This is a genomic window from Scopulibacillus daqui, assembly GCF_016908855.1.
In the GTDB taxonomy this organism is placed as follows: Bacteria; Bacillota; Bacilli; order Bacillales; family Sporolactobacillaceae; genus Scopulibacillus_A; species Scopulibacillus_A daqui.
Genome location: NZ_JAFBER010000015.1, coordinates 1 through 17800 on the forward strand (window position 1 = coordinate 1; position 17800 = coordinate 17800).

General features: G+C 40.8%; 16 protein-coding genes. 4 read left to right on the top strand and 12 right to left on the bottom strand.

Annotated elements, in window-relative coordinates; all coding sequences use genetic code 11:
• Positions 1–361: 361 nt before the first annotated feature.
• Positions 362–1726 (bottom strand): MFS transporter, encoded by a 1365-nt coding sequence (locus JOD45_RS10940; protein WP_205003932.1) that lies wholly within the window; start codon positions 1724–1726, stop codon positions 362–364.
• Between the two features lie 105 nt (positions 1727–1831).
• On the bottom strand, positions 1832–2635 hold the full coding sequence (locus JOD45_RS10945; protein WP_205003933.1) for a sugar phosphate isomerase/epimerase family protein: 804 nt from the start codon (positions 2633–2635) through the stop codon (positions 1832–1834).
• Positions 2636–3092: 457 nt separating this feature from the next.
• Between JOD45_RS10945 and JOD45_RS10950 the strand changes: the two genes are divergently transcribed.
• From JOD45_RS10950 to JOD45_RS10960, 3 genes are all read left to right on the top strand, one after another.
• The gene (locus JOD45_RS10950; RefSeq protein WP_380896873.1) at positions 3093–3986 is read left to right on the top strand and encodes a glycerophosphodiester phosphodiesterase; all 894 of its coding nucleotides are present in this window, start codon (positions 3093–3095) and stop codon (positions 3984–3986) included.
• 309 nt (positions 3987–4295) lie between these two features.
• Positions 4296–5093: a DUF6270 domain-containing protein gene (locus JOD45_RS10955; RefSeq protein WP_205003934.1), complete on the top strand. Its 798-nt coding sequence runs from the start codon at positions 4296–4298 to the stop codon at positions 5091–5093.
• On the top strand, positions 5066–5902 hold the full coding sequence (locus tag JOD45_RS10960) for a DUF6270 domain-containing protein (protein WP_205003935.1): 837 nt from the start codon (positions 5066–5068) through the stop codon (positions 5900–5902). Before JOD45_RS10955 ends, JOD45_RS10960 begins: the two co-directional genes overlap by 28 nt.
• Before the next feature lie 25 nt (positions 5903–5927).
• Here the strand turns inward: JOD45_RS10960 and copZ are convergent, their stop codons facing one another.
• From copZ to JOD45_RS11005, 9 genes are all read right to left on the bottom strand, one after another.
• Complete coding sequence (gene copZ / locus JOD45_RS10965; protein ID WP_205003936.1) at positions 5928–6134, bottom strand: copper chaperone CopZ; 207 nt, start codon at positions 6132–6134, stop codon at positions 5928–5930.
• 42 nt (positions 6135–6176) lie between these two features.
• Positions 6177–8546, bottom strand: a complete 2370-nt coding sequence (locus JOD45_RS10970; RefSeq protein ID WP_239549229.1) for a heavy metal translocating P-type ATPase — start codon at positions 8544–8546, stop codon at positions 6177–6179.
• A gap of 50 nt (positions 8547–8596) precedes the next feature.
• On the bottom strand, positions 8597–8923 hold the full coding sequence (locus JOD45_RS10975) for a metal-sensing transcriptional repressor (protein WP_205003937.1): 327 nt from the start codon (positions 8921–8923) through the stop codon (positions 8597–8599).
• Between the two features lie 23 nt (positions 8924–8946).
• Complete coding sequence (locus JOD45_RS10980; RefSeq protein ID WP_205003938.1) at positions 8947–9306, bottom strand: GNAT family N-acetyltransferase; 360 nt, start codon at positions 9304–9306, stop codon at positions 8947–8949.
• 129 nt (positions 9307–9435) lie between these two features.
• Positions 9436–10188 (bottom strand): IclR family transcriptional regulator, encoded by a 753-nt coding sequence (locus tag JOD45_RS10985; protein ID WP_205003939.1) that lies wholly within the window; start codon positions 10186–10188, stop codon positions 9436–9438.
• A 60-nt stretch (positions 10189–10248) separates the two neighbouring features.
• Positions 10249–11310: a 5-oxoprolinase subunit C family protein gene (locus JOD45_RS10990; RefSeq protein WP_205003940.1), complete on the bottom strand. Its 1062-nt coding sequence runs from the start codon at positions 11308–11310 to the stop codon at positions 10249–10251.
• A complete protein-coding gene (gene pxpB / locus JOD45_RS10995; protein ID WP_205003941.1) occupies positions 11307–12050 on the bottom strand; it encodes a 5-oxoprolinase subunit PxpB in 744 nt (247 codons plus the stop codon). Before pxpB ends, JOD45_RS10990 begins: the two co-directional genes overlap by 4 nt.
• Before the next feature lie 253 nt (positions 12051–12303).
• The gene (gene pxpA / locus JOD45_RS11000) at positions 12304–13065 is read right to left on the bottom strand and encodes a 5-oxoprolinase subunit PxpA (protein WP_205003942.1); all 762 of its coding nucleotides are present in this window, start codon (positions 13063–13065) and stop codon (positions 12304–12306) included.
• A gap of 320 nt (positions 13066–13385) precedes the next feature.
• On the bottom strand, positions 13386–14564 hold the full coding sequence (locus JOD45_RS11005; protein WP_205003943.1) for a S8 family peptidase: 1179 nt from the start codon (positions 14562–14564) through the stop codon (positions 13386–13388).
• A gap of 316 nt (positions 14565–14880) precedes the next feature.
• On the opposite strand from JOD45_RS11005, the gene JOD45_RS11010 reads away from it, so the two are divergent.
• Entirely contained in the window at positions 14881–15741 is an 861-nt protein-coding gene (locus JOD45_RS11010) for a transposase (protein WP_205003944.1), read from the top strand.
• A gap of 182 nt (positions 15742–15923) precedes the next feature.
• Here the strand turns inward: JOD45_RS11010 and JOD45_RS11015 are convergent, their stop codons facing one another.
• The gene (locus JOD45_RS11015; RefSeq protein ID WP_205003945.1) at positions 15924–17588 is read right to left on the bottom strand and encodes a glycerol-3-phosphate dehydrogenase/oxidase; all 1665 of its coding nucleotides are present in this window, start codon (positions 17586–17588) and stop codon (positions 15924–15926) included.
• Positions 17589–17800: the final 212 nt, after the last annotated feature.

The window sequence follows — 17800 nt, forward strand, 5'->3', positions numbered from 1 at the left end:
ATTGAGACATTTATGTATGGTGTGCGTCGATTTTGAATACTCAAATAAATGGGATTGAAATGGCGATCTTTTACGAACCGAACTTATGAATGGGTCCACAGGTATCGCTCCTCTCCTAAAATAAAGTTTCTGCTTATCCAATTATAGCAAATCACTTCCATTTCAAATGAAGTTTGATAAAATTGATACTTTTATCCCGAATCATACATTGATTCTAAAGTCTCAAAAATCTACAAGTGCAATAAATGATAAAGAGGGTGTTCCAAAAGCTCGGCTTTTAAGGGACACCCTCATTCTTACATATATGATTTCTATATTTTTAAATCTATTCTAAAGGGGTTAGAGCAATTTTTTATTTGAGCTACATATTACGAAATACAGGCCGATCGGGATTTGCAGTTTGATCTTGCAACATCGCCTCATGATTTAATTCCTCTAAATTGCAGCCTTTTGTTTCCGGGGCTAACAGCGCTGAAATGATCAATCCTGTTAAACTGATTATCGCAAAGAACCAAAGGGCATGGCTGTTTCCCCACGCTGCAACTAAATTAGGAAACACTAATATTCCCATTATTGAACCTATTCGACTGACAGAGGTTGCTAACCCCGATGCGCTTGCCCGTATACTTGTCGGGAATAATTCTGCAGGATAAACAAAGTTGAGTATGCCGCCGCCCATGTTGGCAAAAAGCACCGCCAAACTAAAAAGAATAACCAAAAATGCCATGGACGGACTTGGATTGATAGCCAAAACAACAAGAGCGGCTGTTAATCCGGAAAAGGATATCAATATCAACGGTCTTCTCCCAATTCTTTCTACAAGGTTGAGTCCCACGATGGCTCCAAGCAAACCAAGTATACTGATCGTTCCGGACCCAATATACGTCATTAGTTGCGAGCCGTGGGACAATGGTTTTAAAATCGTCGGTGTATACATTGAAATGCCGTAATAAGCAACCGCATAACAAAACCAGAATCCACAGACAAAAAAAGTGCGGCGAAAAAGTTTTTTAGAAAATAGATCTGTAACTTTTTGTCTTTGGCCGATTTGACTATTTATAATTACCTTCTGCCCCGTAACTTTTTTCATAATGTCTTCTGCTTCCTTTACGCGTCCTTTTGCTGCGAGCCACCTCGGCGACTCCGGAAGCTTAACTCGAAATAAGAAAACAATTAATGCAAAAGCAGCTCCTGTTAAAAGCATATACCGCCATGCATTCGGGCCTAAGGGCAGCAGCAAGATTCCGGCAAGATAAGCAGCAACAGCCCCGACAAACCACATTGCGCCTAAAAACGTGCTGTGCTGACCACGGCTTTTTGTTGAACTGAATTCGGCAACAAGCGTTGCGGAAATAGGATAATCAGCGCCGATGCCAACGCCTAATAAAAAACGAAAGAGTATGAGCTGCCATGCCGTTTGCGAGAAAGCCGTTAAAGCGGCAAAAACGACAAAGGCGAGCAAGTCGATGACATACATGGCTTTCCGGCCAAATTTATCTGTCAAATTCCCTAAACAAAGGGCGCCGATTAACGACCCGACAACAGCAGAAGAAGTTATTAGCCCTTGGAGGACAGGCCCTACATTCCATTGACTTAAAATGAGCGGCATGGCAACCGCTATCACGGTCAAATCAAACCCATCAAGGAATGTACCTGCCGCCGACAGCAAGGTAACCCGTCTTTGAAAGGCTCTAAGTTTTAATGAATCCAGTTGTTCAAATCCCATTTATTCTCCTCCTTTTCGTTGATGTATTCCAAATATTATGCCAATTAAAGGGATAAATGGTGCTGTTAAAATCAAAGGGGCAAGCCTCACACAGACTTAGGTCCATCAATGAAAAATCAGTCCCTTTTCCAGCATCAGCTGCTTGCTTTCCGTTAACTTTTCCAGTTTGGTTCCCGGAGCATATTCTAGTATCAATTGGCAATTTGGATTGACATTCTCTAATTCATTAAAAATCGGCCGCCAATCCAGTGTTCCTTCACCGATTGGCAAATGGTCATCACGATCCCCGGAATTATCATGAATATGAACACCGAATAGCCTTGAGTTTGTACAGCGAATCATTTCAGGGATATTCCACTGATTCAAATGAGCATGTCCCGTGTCAATTAAATAGCCGGCAATATCATCCGTTTCATCAAGAAATGCGGCAAATTCATCTTCGGTAAAAATTGATGTGCCGTTATACCCAACATTTTCAATCGCTAATTTTACCCCTAGAGGTTTGGCAACCTGACATAGACGTCCGATATATTCTTCTGCTCTTTTTCTTGCTATAGCTTTATCAAAGATCGGTGAAAAGCAAAATCCCGGGTGAATGACAACATGCTCAGCTTCAATCTCATGAGCGAACAGGATAGACCTTTTATATTCTTCAAAAGAAGTGTCGCGGATCGCTTTATTCTCACTGGTCAAATTGATATCCCAAGCCGGCGGATGAACCATAAATTTAATATTATAGTTTTTGACAACCTTTTTCATTTTTTCAATCTGGCTGTCCATTTCATCCCATTCTACGCCATCCATAAGCAGCTCAATCTTATCTGCCCCATAGTTAACCAATTTTCTGATATTTTGTTCAACGCTGTTTGTTAATAAAATTAAGTCAGAATAGCAAATGTCTTTATTCATGTTCTTCACCCCTCGTTTTCAGTTTATTAACCTGGATTTACAATTAGAAATACTTCCTCCCGATGAATCATTTCAACCAAGTCTTTCACGGGGCGTTCCTAATCGTCTTTAGCCAATGGTTGTTATCTTTTCTTTATCTCTATCATATTTTACGGTTGTTAAGATAGTTTTTACGCATTGTAAATAAATGATTAAGTTTTAACTCTCTTCATTAACCATTGCTGGAAAATAAAATATATGACGCTGTAGATTTTGAAGTTATAGTAAAGTTATTGTTAGAATCTTGTAAATTTCATTCAAACGAAGCACCCGTTATGCTAGTATGACAATAACCAACATGTTGGCAATAGATCTTAATTCTTTGGCCTTTGAATTAAATGACTGATGTTTAAATCATGGAAACAATCTATTAATCTCACTTGAAAGATTAATGTTTTATTGGAGGAAAAAAGAAGTGCTGAAAAAAATAATGAAAACAACCCTCATCGCTGCATCTGTTGCGATTATTGGCACAGTTGCTTCATTTAATCAATCGTACGCGAAATCAAGCCAATCTTTATTGAATCCTAATCATATTTTGGACATATCTCACCGTGGTGCCTCGGGATACGCGCCTGAACATACCATACCTTCCTACAAACTAGCTAAGAAACAAAAGGGAGATTATATTGAAATCGATCTGCAGATGACTAAGGACGGCAAACTCATCGCTATGCATGATGAAACGTTAGATCGAACCACCAATGGCACCGGAATGGTTAAAGACCATACCCTTTCTGAGATTAAAAAGCTGGATGCCGGTTCATGGTTCAACAAAAAATATCCTGAAAAAGCAAACCCTGATTATGCCGGACTAAAGGTGCCGACACTTGAAGACATTATTCATACTTTCGGCCGGAGTACAAACTATTATATTGAAACAAAATCACCAGAAGTTTATCCAGGCATGGAAGAAAAACTGCTTAATATACTGAAGAAAAATAAGCTCATCGGACCTGGCAGCAAATCCGGCAAAGTAATCATTGAATCCTTCAGCAAACCAAGCCTTATGAAAATTCACGCTATGGATGCTGATATTCCGCTCATCCAGCTGCTTTCTTATTCTCAAAAGGCAAAGATTTCCCAAAAAGAAATAAATGACATCAAAAAATATGCTGTCGGCGTTGGGCCAAATTATGAAGCTATCGATCGTGACTATGTGCAAAAAATAAGACATAATGGCCTGCTTATTCATCCTTATACGGTCAACCGTAAAGAGGATATGAAGAAATTATTGGATTGGGGCGTAACGGGTATGTTTACAAATTACCCGGATGTCCTTCATCATGTGATAAAAGATCATGCAAAATAGACTGTTCATTTCAGGGCGAACGTTTCGCCGGCTTATTCATTGAAACAAGTATATCAAAGTGAAGATAGAAAACCGATACCAGGAATCTAGGCATCGGTTTTTCTATCTTTTTTAATGACACATACTTACAAAATTAATCTAAGTTGATAGATGATTGATTTTGTGTTACGATACGGTTCAAATATATTTTTTTGATATTTAACCCATTTTTTAACAATAGGTTTGCCCATTATAAAATGATTGATATATGGTTGTTTTTAAACTTCATTGAATCGATATTAAGCTTGACATCATCGGGAGGAATAGCTTTTGCAAAAAATTAAAGTTGCTGTCATAGGATCAGCTGCTACTAGAGGATGCTTCGAGTTAAGCAGTCTATCTGATTTGGATAATATTTTGGAAGTTTCTCTTCTCCATTATCAGTCTTCTTTAATCAGCATCATGTCTGATCCGGTAAAAAACGTTGCCTTGAAAACTGGGATAAGCCCCTTTACAAAAAAAATCATGACCGAAGATTTTGAGAAGGGCATTTTTGATAAATTAAAAACCATTATGCCGGACTTTGTCGTCATGGATTTTATTCCAGACATCACTTACGGTGCACTCCGGATCGGGGATGCATACGTGACTAATAATAAGAAGAAATTAGACTATGCTGAGATACCAGAAAACGCAGAAAGCTTTACTATTTCTTCAAATCAGACCGAATATGCAAAAAAATGGGCAGCATCATTTAATAGGTTTGTTAAGCAATTGAAAATAGTCTGCCCTCAAACGAGAATTGTTGTTCATTCAGCATGCTTTGTCAGTTCTTATTATGAAAAAAATTATCAATTAAAAAGTCTCCAAAGAAACGATATTCAAAAGAAAAATAAGCTGTTAAGAACTTTAGAAGGTTTGATTAATGATGATGATATATACTATATAGACCTTACCCATCGCAAGTTTCATTCATCTGCGATGCATGAATGGAAACTAAGTTATTTGCATTATGAAACCAAATATTACAATGAATTTTTGCTTGAATTTTTTAAATTAATCATTAAGACGGGTTTACAAGACCAAACGAGGGATGATAAATGTCGAAAATTACCTTTTCTGTCATAGGTTCTTGTGTTTCGAGAGATGTTTTTAATAGAAGTTTTGTTCCTGAGTATAAAGCGTTTTATGAATGTATAAGCACAGCATGGCAATGTTCCATCATCAGCTTAATGTCTCCGAAAGTTAACCTTTCCGAAGACGATTTGGAATTGTCGGAGGAAATAAGCAAACATAGGCATAACACATTATTAGCGGATTTATCTAAAGAATACTTAAATGAAATTAAAAATAATCAGCCAGATTATATCATTGTTGACTTTTATGCTGATATGCGGTACGGCATTGTTCAGTCAGGCAATTGTTATTTAACCAATAACCCTAATGGTTTCAGAAAAACTAAGTTCTTTCGCGAAAAAAGGTATGACAACAGCTATCGATTTCGCGCCGACATGAATATTTACAGACCATTATGGGAAAAAGCGTTCGACGACTTTTATCATTTTGTACAAGATCATCTTCCTAATACAAAAATTATCCTAAATTGTTTTCGTTATGCAAATTCCTATGTTAATCAAAGCGGAGAATTAGTCATGTTTGATCAAGAGCGTTATAGTTTTCTTGATGCCGAGACGAAACTTTTTAATGAACTTTATGAATATATGTTGAGCAAATACCAATTGCGAAAGGTCGATATCCGGGAAAATGAATATTATGCGGATGGAAGTTATGCCTTTGGTTTAGCGCCATGGCACTATGAAAGAAAATACCATAAAGATTTTTTCCATCAATTAAACCAAATATGTTTAAAAGATATTTTGGATGCCGACAAACAAACTCATGACATAAAATCAAAAATACAGCGCCTGCTTTCATAAGGCGCTGTATGTCTTCCCCTTTCATTTAGGCAACATCGTATCCTTGATCTTCAATAGCTTCTTTCATTTTCTCAATAGTGACTTTGCTTTTGTCAAAGCTTACGTCAACTTTTCCTTCGCTGAGGTGCACTTTAACGGCTGAAACACCGTCTAGTTCTTTTAATGCATTCGTCACTGCCGCCTCGCAATGACCGCAAGTCATACCTTGGACGTTAAGTGTTATGTTTTCCATGATTAAAAACTCCTTTTTCAGATAATGTCAAACGAGATTTTTTTATATTTTAACACGCTTGAGACGCAATGAGTTAATGACAACCGAAACTGAACTGAATGCCATTGCAGCTCCGGCAACCCAAGGAGCCAATAAACCAATAGCCGCAATCGGTATGCCGACAGCGTTATAGATCAGCGCCCAAAACAAGTTTTGGCGGATATTTCCCATTGTTTTTCTGCTTAATTCAATGGCTCTTGGTATATGATCCAAATCTCCGCCCACAAGCGTGATATCAGCCGTTTCAATGGCAACGTCTGCCCCAGTGCCGATAGCCATGCCGATATCGGCGGCCGCAAGGGCAGGCGCATCGTTAATACCATCGCCGACCATTGCTGCTTTCATGCCTTTTTTTTGCATCATTTGCACTTTTTCTGCTTTGTCTTCTGGAAGAACTTCCGCGAAGACATGATCAATGCCTGCTTGTTTGGCAATAGCATTGGCTGTTCGAGTATTATCGCCGGTTATCATATAGACATCCATGCCAAGCGCCTTTATTTTTTTGACGGCATTGGCTGAAGATTCTTTGATCGTATCCGCAACCGCAATGATGCCTTTTATGCTATTATCATAAGAAATCAACATGGCTGTCTTGCCTTCCAATTCGAGCTGGGACATTTTATTTTCCAGATTGGAATAGCTTATATTTTCTTTTTCCATTAATCGGCGCGTACCGATGAACAATGGCTTCTGATTGGCCAACGCCTTGATCCCATGACCGGGCACCGCTTCAAAATCATCAATATTAACATTTTCAATTCCTTGCTCATTGCCATACTCAACGATCGCTTGGGCTAATGGATGTTCACTTGACTTTTCTGCAGACGCGACCATTGACAAAATCATTGAACTTTCGTCCTCATTGACAGTCAGAAAGTCGGTCACTTCCGGTTTTCCTTTCGTTATCGTACCTGTTTTATCAAGTAGAACAGCATTCAATCCTTGCGTTGCTTCTAAGTATTCACCGCCTTTAAAAAGAATGCCGTGTTCTGCGCCTTTCCCTGTCCCCACCATCATTGATGTCGGTGTCGCGAGCCCTAAAGCACATGGACAAGCAATCACTAGAACAGCAATAGCGGGTTCTAAGGCTTGCGGCAAGCTGCCAGGTGATACAAAGATTATCCAAACTAAAAAGGTCAGGACAGCTATGCCAATAACAACCGGAACAAAGATGCCTGAAATAACATCTGCCAACCGCTGAATAGGCGCTTTAGATCCTTGCGCTTCCTCAACAATTTTGATTATGCCGGCGAGGGCGGTATCTTTGCCGACTTTCTCAGCTTTCATTTTAATGGTTCCATTTTTATTTAAGGTGGCGCCGATAACGGTATCACCTTCATTCTTTCCAACAGGAAGCGACTCGCCTGTAATCATCGATTCATCAACAGATGTGCGCCCTTCGATAACGATACCGTCTACAGGTATTTTTTCGCCAGGTCTAACAATCAGTTGATCGCTAACTTGCACTTGATTAACAGGTATTTTCACTTCTTGGCCGTCCCGGACCACTGCCGCTTCTTTGGCTTGAAGATCGAAAAGCTTTTTGATCGCTTCCGTAGTCCGTCCTTTGGCTTTGGCTTCAAGACATTTTCCTAATAAAATAAGCGTAATCAGAATCGCGCTTGTTTCAAAGTATAAATCCGGTTTCGCCAGTGCGCCGAATTGATAGCGGAGCGTCTCGGCCAAGCTGTAAAAATATGCGGCGGAAGTCCCTAAAGCAACAAGCACATCCATATTGGCGCTTTTATTCAGCAGCGCCCGAAAAGCACCGGCATAGAATTGTCCGCCAATATAAAATTGAACAATCGTAGCAAGAACAAATTGAAACCATGGATTCATTAATATACCCGGGACATGTAATCCCGTATCAAAAGGCAAATGGGCGGCCATTGTGTAAAGAAGCGGCAAAGAAAGAATAACTGAAATGGCGAGCTTGATCTCTTTGCCTCGTATTTCTTTCTTCTTGGCGGCGTTTTTTTCTTCTTGGTCTTGTTTAAGAACCGCTTTATAGCCAAGTTTTTTTACTTTATGAATAATGTCCTCTAAATGGACGACGTCCGGTTCATACTCGACGGTGCCCGATTCAGCCGCCAAATTGACATTTGCCATTGCCACACCGTCCATACGTTTAAGGACTTTTTCGATTCGGCTGGCGCAAGCCGCACATGTCATGCCTTTAATATCTAAGTCAACTGTTTCTTTTCTGACGCCGTAGCCGAGCTTCTCTATCTTTGCCACTATATCCTTTGGATGGACGAGGTTCTCATCAATTTTTATATTAGCTTTTTCTAAAGCTAAATTGACATTCGCCTCAACACCGTCCATTTTATTTAGAACCTTTTCAATCCGGGCGGAACAAGCGGCACATGTCATGCCCGTGATGCTGATATTCAGTTCCTTACTCAACAATATCACCTCCCTGCTTATTTGGAGAATTGCTGGATCACCTTCATTAATTCATCAATATAATGCTCACCTTCCCCTTCTTTTACAGCATTGGCAACACATGATTTTGTATGGCGCTCAAGGAGCGAGTATCCGGTGTTTTTAAGCGCGGCTTGAATGGCGGAAATTTGGATTAATATATCGACACAATAACGGTCATCCTGAACCATTTTTTGCAGCCCTCTGACTTGGCCTTCAATCCTTTTTAAGCGATTAATAATTTGCTTCTTTTCTTGTTCGCTCCTCGGTGTCCTTGGCTTCTTTTCCGGATGCATATCTATATCAATTGAATGATGTTCACACATTAGCCTCACCTCTCTAACTTCGATTATATTATACCCCGGTACCGTATTTTATTCAAAACATTTGTTTGAATGGTTTCGTATCCATGACATTGACACCACTCATGCTGTATTCTCATTAAATGAGAACCGATCCCTTTGCGGCGATAATCATGATGAATGCCGCCAATCCAGCTGTAATATTGTTTCTCTTTTCTTTCGTAACCGACTTTATAACCACTGACTTTTTCATTGTCTGTGGCTGCACAGACGAATAGACGCTTTTTGTCGTTCATTATTTTCGAAAGATCACTTATATCAGTTTGAAATATTTTCCCATGCAGACTTTTAATCCCCTTTAAAACATGTTCGTTGCCTACATTGTCTTCGTGTGAGATAAATTTCATTTAATCTCTTCCTTTCTTAGAAATCACCTGTTCATCTCATCCTTTCTATGCGATTGTTTAAATTCCTTTTCCATCGTATAAGAAAAGAGCTGACCTCAATTATTTAAGGCAGCTCAGAGACGAATCTTTTTAAAAAGAATAACCCAGCTTCTTCGAAATCTTCATAGACGTTTCTTTCACTTTTACAATTAATTCCGGCAAACGCTCTTCTCGATAACGAGCCTCAATTCCGGCGATGCTGATAGCAGCCGCCACTTGATTTTGGCCATTGAATATTGGCGCGCTCACTGATGCCGTATAATCTTCTAATTCGGACCTGGTAACGGCATAACCATTTTCTCTTGCTTCATCTAATAACTGGCGGAGCATGCGCTTATCCGTAATCGTACCCATCCCAACCGGCTTTAATTCTGCCGTTTCGATGTAAGCCTCTTGTTCTTCCTTTGGTAAATAGGCAAGAATAATTCGAGAATCTCCAGCATAGAGAGGCGAACGTCTTCCGATTGATGTGTATAACCGCACCGGCTGAGGCGTATCTAGCTTTTCAATATACATGGCTTCATTTCCGTCTTTCACTATAAGATGAACAGCTTCTTCCACATCATCTCGAAGTTCTTTCATAAAAGGCCGGGCAATGGTTCGAATATCCAAACGATCAGCAACAAGCTGCCCAAATTGCAAAAATAACAATCCAAGTGAATAATAGCCGTCTTCATCTTTTGTTAAAAATCCCATTTCTTCAAGTGAACGAATCATGCGATGCAAAGAGGTTTTCGGAATACCCGAATGCTCCATCATGTCATTGAAGCTCAGTTTGGCATGCGTCAGGAAAAGTTTAAGTATTTTCATAGATTTTATAACCGTTTTGTTGCTCGCTTGCATGATATTTCTCCTTTATATGAGAAAATGCCCTCAAGCCCTGCGGCATTTTTTTGAAAATAGTTATTCATTGCCTCTTCTTGTTTTCTCGTTCGCGCACGCCTGCTTTATCAAGGCTTTTGTCGAGTGTTTTCTATTAAAAGCCAGCAAAATGCCAGTTTTTAATTGTTGCAGGTGCTGTTCCTTTTCCAGATATAGTTGCTCAGCTTCTTCTAAGGAGACATAAGAAAATCGTATAGATTCCCCTGGTTTGACTTGGGCGATTAATGGTAAATCTGCCGTAATCACTTGAGCAATTTTTGGATAACCGCCTGTTGTTTGGCAATCCGCCAATAAAATGATAGGATTGCCGTCCGGCGTCACTTGAATGGATCCATTTGTGACGGCTTCGGACAATAACTCGCGTTTATTTTCTAATTCCAATAAAGGACCTGATAACCGATAGCCCATGCGATCTGATTGATTCGTAACAACAAACGCCTCTTTGGCAAAAGATTCGTGGCTAGAGCCTGAAAAACCGCCAAATTGTCTGCCTTTTGTTACCCGAATGACCGGGCTGCCGGTAAACGGCAATAATGGTTCAACATTAACAGACCAATTGCAAGCAGCGAACGGGCCAGTAAATCGTTCCTTCTTATACTCATTGCGGCGGCATTCATGCTGATTAAAAGGAATAACATCCCCCTCCTGCAATGCTCTGCCTTTAAAGCCGCCGAACTGGCCTCTTAAATAGGTGCTTTTGCTATTCATGACTTTCGGTATAAGAAATCCTCCTGAAACGGATAAATAAGCCCGGCAGCCTGATCGGCATGGGCCAAATTTAAGAGTGCGCCCTTTCTTAATATAGACAGGCTTCCACATCGGAACGGACTGTCCGTCAATTGAAGGGGTCAAATCACCGCCCGTAATGGCTATTAAGCAATCTTTTTCTATTTTTAGCGTTGGACCGGTTAACGTCATTTCAAGCGCAGCCTCATTGTCTTTATTTCCGACTAACAAATTGGCGATTCGAAGTGAGTATGAATCCATTGCTCCGCTGACAACGACGCCATGCTGCTGAAATCCTTTCCTTCCGAGATCCTGGACGGTTGTCAACAGCCCCGGTTTGACGACGCGAAAACTCATTGTCCCCCCTCCTTATAAACCATCTCCTCGTAGACATCACGAGATATTGGATAAAATTTAACCACGTCTCCCGCTTGTAATAAACTCGGGGGATTTTCATTTGGCAAAAATAGTTTCATTGGTGTTTTTCCAATGAGCTGCCATCCCCCCGGCGTTGAAATAGGATAAACACCGGTTTGCATACCGGCGATACCGACAGAGCCTGCCGGAATAGAAGTTCTCGGCGAGGAGCGTCTCGGTGCGGCAATTTTTTCGGACAGTCCGCCCAAAAACGGAAAACCCGGTGCAAAACCTATCATATAGACCAGGTATTCACCGGCAGAGTGAATATGAATGACTTCGTCAGTCGTTAAATCATTAAAACGGGCCACATATTCCAAATCAGGCCCAAATGCTCCGCCGTAGCAAACGGGTATCGATATGGTCCGTTGCTGGAACGTTTTATCAGTTTCTAATTGTTCTAATTTCTGTTCAATGATATTGCTCACCGCTTTAAACGGTGATATAAAGTCATCCTTTTTTCTTTTTTTATGCTCTTGATGAACAATGAGCGGATCGTAATAGATCGTCACATTCACAAATGCCGGAACACATTCAATGAATCCTGCAAACGAATCTCTTTCAAGTAAATCCATTAACATTTTAATCTTTTTATGCGTTTCATAGTTTATTTCCTCGCCAAAAGTAACCGAAACAGCAGAATCGCCTAAAGGCGACACATCAAATGCAAACTTTGACATAATGCTCACCACTTTCCATAGTACGCCTCATTGCTTATCAAGCATATCTGCTAAACTGATGATTCGGAGCATGAGTAATCATAAAAATCGCTTTAGCTTTTGGGCAAAAGGATCCTGTTCAAATCGTCTGCTTCAGCTGGATAAGCATGCAGCTCTATCATCTTCTAATCGTTTATGATATCCGATAGCCCTATTAACTTTCCGAATAGTGTTTTTGAGTGATGCATGATTGGTTTGTGCCTATATCTGCCCGCTACCCGCAGATTGCTTTAACTGCAATTCCTGAAGATTCCAAAGAAGACCTTACATAACGCGCAAAAGTTAGGGCATGGGCACCATCCCCGTGAATACAAATGGTATTAGCTTGTATCGGTACATCGACGCCTTGCTGAGACAAAACTTTCCCTTCCTTAACCATGCGGATCACTTGGGAAACAGCTTCCCTGTCATCTTCAATTAAGGCATTCTCTTCTGTTCGAGGGGTTAATGTACCGTCTTGCTGATAAGTTCGGTCCGCAAAAACTTCACTTGCTGTTCGCAATCCAATGGCTTTTCCAGCTCGTATTAATTCACTGCCGGATAATCCGTATAAAATCAGTTCAGGGTTCACTTTGTAAACAGCTTCAGCAATCGCTTCGGATAAACGCTTATCTTTTGCAGCCATATTATATAAAGCGCCATGAGGTTTGACATGCTGCATCTTTCCGCCTTCAGCTTGCAAAAATCCATTTAAAGCGCCAATTTGATAGACAACGATATCGTAAGCTTCTCTGGGCGAAATGTTCATATTTCTGCGCCCGAAACCAACTAAATCATGTAAGCCTGGATGAGCGCCGATCCGTACATTTTTAGTTAAGGCCAGCTGCACCGTTTTTCTCATCACAGACGGATCGCCTGCATGAAATCCGCATGCCACATTGACTGAAGTCACTTCATTTAAAATTTCTTCATCATGGCCTAATTGGTAGACGCCAAAACTTTCTCCTAAATCGCAATTTAAATCAATTGTATTCATAAGGTACGCCTTCCTCTTGATTTAATTTGTAACCGGTATCATTGTTTATTTAAAAAAATAAACACCTTGCTATTATTGTTCCGAAAATCGGTATGAAGGTTCCGAATTTTAGTTGTATATCGACTTTACCATAATATTCAGTATGAGGCAACGATATAATAAAACGCCTCGTATATTTCGACAACCAACACCGAACACCGTTCAGCTTTTAAAGTTTGAAGGCTGCATGTGTTGTCAAATGTCAATAAAAAGCCCCTGCATCGCCGGCATTTAAGCGATCAGAAGCTTTGAAAATATACCCTCTATTTAAATTTCGATTCTTACTGTTTAACAGCTTTTGCTGCATCTATACGGCCATTTTGGAAGAGCACCCCGGTGCCGGGAACTTTATCAGCTGTTTTTTCTAGCGTAGAACGAATCTCAGGAGCATTTTCCCCTTGTGAAGCAAGCAAACCAGCTACACCGGCCACAACCGGGGAAGCCATGGATGTTCCCGATAAATTTGCATATTTTCCTCCAGGGATGGTTGAATAGATGTCAACCCCCGGGGCTGCAATATCTACCCACGAACCGTGATTTGAGAAGGGTGCGAGCTTGTCCTTTTGGTCAGTTGCTGCTACGGCGATAACGTGAGAATAATAGGCAGGGTAGCTTGGCAATGATGAACCTTCGTTTCCAGCGGCCGCAACAACGACAGATCCTTTATTCCACGCATAATTTACTGCATCTTCTAAAGTTTTGGAGCCCGTATTTCCTCCTATACTTAAATTAATGACTTGGGCTCCCATATCAGCCGCATAGCGAATGCCTTGGGCAACATGACTCAATGTACCGTCCCCATCTGCACCTAAAACACGAACGGCTAATATTGACGCCTTCGGAGCGATTCCTGCGATCCCTCTGCCGTTATTTGTGTTTGCGGCTGCGATTCCTGCCACATGCGTGCCGTGGCCATTTTCATCCATTGGATCATTATCATTGTCGACGAAATCGTGTCCCTTTATGACTTTTCCTGCTAAATCGGGGTGATTGTAGTCCACACCTGAGTCAACGATGGCAATTTTAACTTGTGGAGAACTTTGTGTGACATCCCATGCCTTTTCAGCATTAATCTTTTGAGGGGCATATTGCCGGATGGTATAGGCCGGATCATTGGGAATATACATGGCGTGGAAAATAACATTGGGTTCGGCATAGTCGACAGTGCTTTGCTTTTCAAGATTTTTAACAGCATCTGAAAGCTTTCCTTTTACTTTAATGACAACAAAATTATCCGTTTGATCTATCACCTTGCCGCCGGTCTGTGAAACGATGTTCTTGGATGAAGCGGCAGAAACTGACGGCTTAAAATGCACAATAAGTTCATGCGGAGCAATCTCTTGATCGGAAGAAGGCGTATAACCTGGTCCCTTTGCATGGGCTTCTGCGCCTGTAACGGGCAGAGCAAGGCATGTGAATAAGGCTAATGACATCATTAAGGCTTTAAAACCCTTTATCATATACTCACTCCCATAATGTATTCCCAAGTGTCTTCACATGGTTGGCTTAAGAATTCTTCAGGATTCTACAAAAACCTTTAACTATGACTAAAAATAGGAGAATCGTATGAAAATGATGTCCTTTAGCCTAACTGACTCAACTTTATGCCTGATAAAATCGCTTCGCTTATAAGAAAAAGGGGCTGTCCAAAAAGTCAGTATAACTGACTTTTTGGCGCCCCTTTTTCATTTTTTATTTAAAAAAGCACACAAAAAAACCGCCCAATCTTGTAAAATGAAGTTACCAAACAAACATTTAAAGAAAGGACGATTTTTTATGAGTAATCATGATAATTATAACACGCAAATGACATTTCTTCCAGAGACAGAGGATAAAAAGAACGCCAAAAGACAATTATCCCCTACTTTCAAACCATATAATAACCGTCAAGTTCAAGCTATTTTTGATATTGAATCACTCATACCAGAGCATCATGTCGCACGTGTGGTGGATGAAATGGTTGAAGCTGTGCCAGATGACCAATTGTTTTCTCATTATAAAGGCGGCGGCAGAAGTTCCTATCATCCGAAAATGATGCTTAAAATTATTCTCTATGCTTATTCCCAAAAGGTTTACTCTTGTCGCGGCATCGAAAAATTGACAAGAGAAAATATCCCTGCCATGTGGTTGGCGGCGATGCAGCAGCCAGACTTTCGCACGATCAATGAATTCCGCGGGGAACGGATGAAAGTCTTAATGGATGATTTATTTGAGACCATGATTCTACAATTAATTGAAGACGGATACATCACCATGGAAAACTACTTTTTGGATGGCACTAAGATTGAGGCCAATGCCAATAAGTATTCTTTTGTGTGGAAAAAATCGACAGAGAAATTCGAAGCAAAATTAAAGGAAAAAATTCAAGAAACACTAGAGCACATACATGAACTCACTCAATCAGAAGCTGGAACGGGAGAAAAGAAAAACGAGCAAAATACAGAGATCACCGAACAAAATTTGGAGACAGCCGCAAAGGAATTAGAAGAAAAAGTAGAAAAACTGACAGAGGAAATTGAAAAGGAAACAGATGCCAAGATTCGTAAGGAAAAGCGCCAAGAACGCAGTCAATGGAAGAAACCTTTAAAACTGATTCGGGAAGATTACATACCACGACTAGCTAAGTACAAGGAATAGATCGAAAACTTTGGGGATCGCAACAGCTTTTCAAAAACGGACAAAGATGCCACCTTATACTGAAAGCAGCCGGCAGCCGCCAGCTGCTTTCGAAGAAAAATCGAAAAAATATAAAAGCAAGCGGAGAAAAACAAATTGTTTTCCTCCACTTGCTTCATTTTAAGGACTTATCAGACAAGCTCTTAATCTGCCGGGTGAACCGCTTGATACAGCGCTTGTTCAAGCTCTTCGGTGTATTTCTCCTGTTCATCGGCCGTCCATTGGCAATAATCTGCCATAAATGCGATCACCGGCTCCTTCCATTGATGAACCCAATCGATATTGAAAAGCAGCGCTCCTGTTCTTCTTAAAAAGTAATCAAGCGGCGTTGCAGCCATTTCATTTTCAATACCGTAAATAACCGTTGCCAGAATGTCAATTGGCAAGCGGTCTGTTGATGTATGATCTTTTTCTTTTTGAATGATCTCAAATAATTGCTCAACATTAGATCCGTACTTTTTAACCAATTGTTCTGCCTGATCATGCGTTAAACCGGCTTTTAGGCCTTCTTTCACCTTATCTTCTATATAAGCGGGAAAGCCGTCTGATCCTCCGACATTTCCGCCGGATAGTCTGATGCCGTCTGTTGCGCATGGCGGGAATTGTTTGCCTTCTTCTTGGAGAAGCTGTTCGGAAACGATATCAACGACACGTTCAGCCATTTTGCGATAACCGGTTAATTTGCCGCCGGCGATTGTAATTAAGCCCGAATCAGATAAGAAAACTTCATCTTTCCTGGAAATTTCAGACGGCGACTTGCCTTCTTCATGAATCAGCGGCCTTACCCCGGCCCAGCTGGATTCAACGTCTTCAGCCGTTAGATGAACACTTGGGAACATGCCGTTAATCGCTTCAATTAAATAATCACGATCTTCAGCTGTCATACGCGGGTTGATTGGATCGCTGGTATAAGTTGTATCCGTTGTGCCGACGTATACTTTGCCCTCTCTCGGAATGGCGAAAATCATCCGTCCGTCGCCGTTTGTTGTATCAAAGTATACAGCTTGCTTCATTGGGAAACGCTCGCCGTCAATAACAATATGAATGCCTTTGGTCAGATGCAAGTATTTCCCTTTTTTTGAATGGTCGATTTCCCTTAATGTATCGACCCAAGGGCCTGCGGCATTGACAATTTTTTTAGCGTAAATTTCATACGATTCACCGGTTAATTGGTCAACAGCTTTAATCCCTGTCACTTTCCCTTGATCGTCATAAAGCAAGTCTTCAGCCTTCGTATAATTAACAGCTTTAACTCGGCGAGAAACGGCTTCTTTCATGGCTTCGATAGTTAACCTCGCATCATCAGTGCGATATTCGACATAGTAGCCGCCGCCTTTTAAGCCTTCCTTCTTTAATAACGGATCTTTTTTAAGAGTTTCTTCGCGATTCAGCATGGTTCTTCTTTCATGCTTTCTCACATTCGCTAAGAAATCATAGACTGCAAGACCAATGGATGTTGAGAATTTGCCGAAGGTTCCGCCTTGATAAATCGGCAGCAGCATCCATTCAGGCTGTGTCACATGAGGGGCATTTTCGTATACAATGGCTCTCTCCTTCCCGACTTCAGCGACAAGCTTAACTTCGAATTGCTTTAAATAACGCAAACCGCCGTGAACAAGCTTAGTTGAACGGCTCGATGTCCCGGCCGCAAAATCCTGCATCTCTACAAGTCCTGTATTTAATCCGCGTACACTGGCATCAAGCGCGATGCCGGCGCCTGTAATCCCGCCGCCGATAATAAGAAGGTCAAGCGTTTCATTTGCCATATTCTCTAAAATTTCAGTCCGTCTTCTGCTTGAAAATGTCATAGTGATCACCCCTATAAATAATTATCAATAAAAGAAATTTGCTTTAAACCCCATCCATCCGGAATTGCCGTCAATTCCGCTGTAAAAAGTCTCATTTTCAGCCAATATAAGCACAAAAAAAGACCACAATACTCCCATGAATGCGCAATAATACAACAATACATAGGGTATTATGGTCTCTCACTAACCTTGACCGTACTTTATTAACTTAT

Excerpts from the sequence above, each read along its gene's own strand:
- JOD45_RS10940 (WP_205003932.1), bottom strand. The coding sequence starts at position 1,726 with ATGGGATTTGAACAACTGGATTCATTAAAACTTAGAGCCTTTCAAAGA.
- JOD45_RS10945 (WP_205003933.1), bottom strand. The coding sequence starts at position 2,635 with ATGAATAAAGACATTTGCTATTCTGACTTAATTTTATTAACAAACAGC.
- JOD45_RS10960 (WP_205003935.1), top strand. The coding sequence starts at position 5,066 with ATGTCGAAAATTACCTTTTCTGTCATAGGTTCTTGTGTTTCGAGAGAT.
- copZ (WP_205003936.1), bottom strand. The coding sequence starts at position 6,134 with ATGGAAAACATAACACTTAACGTCCAAGGTATGACTTGCGGTCATTGC.
- JOD45_RS10970 (WP_239549229.1), bottom strand. The coding sequence starts at position 8,546 with ATGACATGTGCCGCTTGTTCCGCCCGGATTGAAAAGGTTCTAAATAAA.
- JOD45_RS10975 (WP_205003937.1), bottom strand. The coding sequence starts at position 8,923 with ATGTGTGAACATCATTCAATTGATATAGATATGCATCCGGAAAAGAAG.
- JOD45_RS10980 (WP_205003938.1), bottom strand. The coding sequence starts at position 9,306 with ATGAAATTTATCTCACACGAAGACAATGTAGGCAACGAACATGTTTTA.
- JOD45_RS10985 (WP_205003939.1), bottom strand. The coding sequence starts at position 10,188 with ATGCAAGCGAGCAACAAAACGGTTATAAAATCTATGAAAATACTTAAA.
- JOD45_RS10990 (WP_205003940.1), bottom strand. The coding sequence starts at position 11,310 with ATGAGTTTTCGCGTCGTCAAACCGGGGCTGTTGACAACCGTCCAGGAT.
- pxpB (WP_205003941.1), bottom strand. The coding sequence starts at position 12,050 with ATGTCAAAGTTTGCATTTGATGTGTCGCCTTTAGGCGATTCTGCTGTT.
- pxpA (WP_205003942.1), bottom strand. The coding sequence starts at position 13,065 with ATGAATACAATTGATTTAAATTGCGATTTAGGAGAAAGTTTTGGCGTC.
- JOD45_RS11005 (WP_205003943.1), bottom strand. The coding sequence starts at position 14,564 with ATGATAAAGGGTTTTAAAGCCTTAATGATGTCATTAGCCTTATTCACA.
- JOD45_RS11010 (WP_205003944.1), top strand. The coding sequence starts at position 14,881 with ATGAGTAATCATGATAATTATAACACGCAAATGACATTTCTTCCAGAG.
- JOD45_RS11015 (WP_205003945.1), bottom strand. The coding sequence starts at position 17,588 with ATGACATTTTCAAGCAGAAGACGGACTGAAATTTTAGAGAATATGGCA.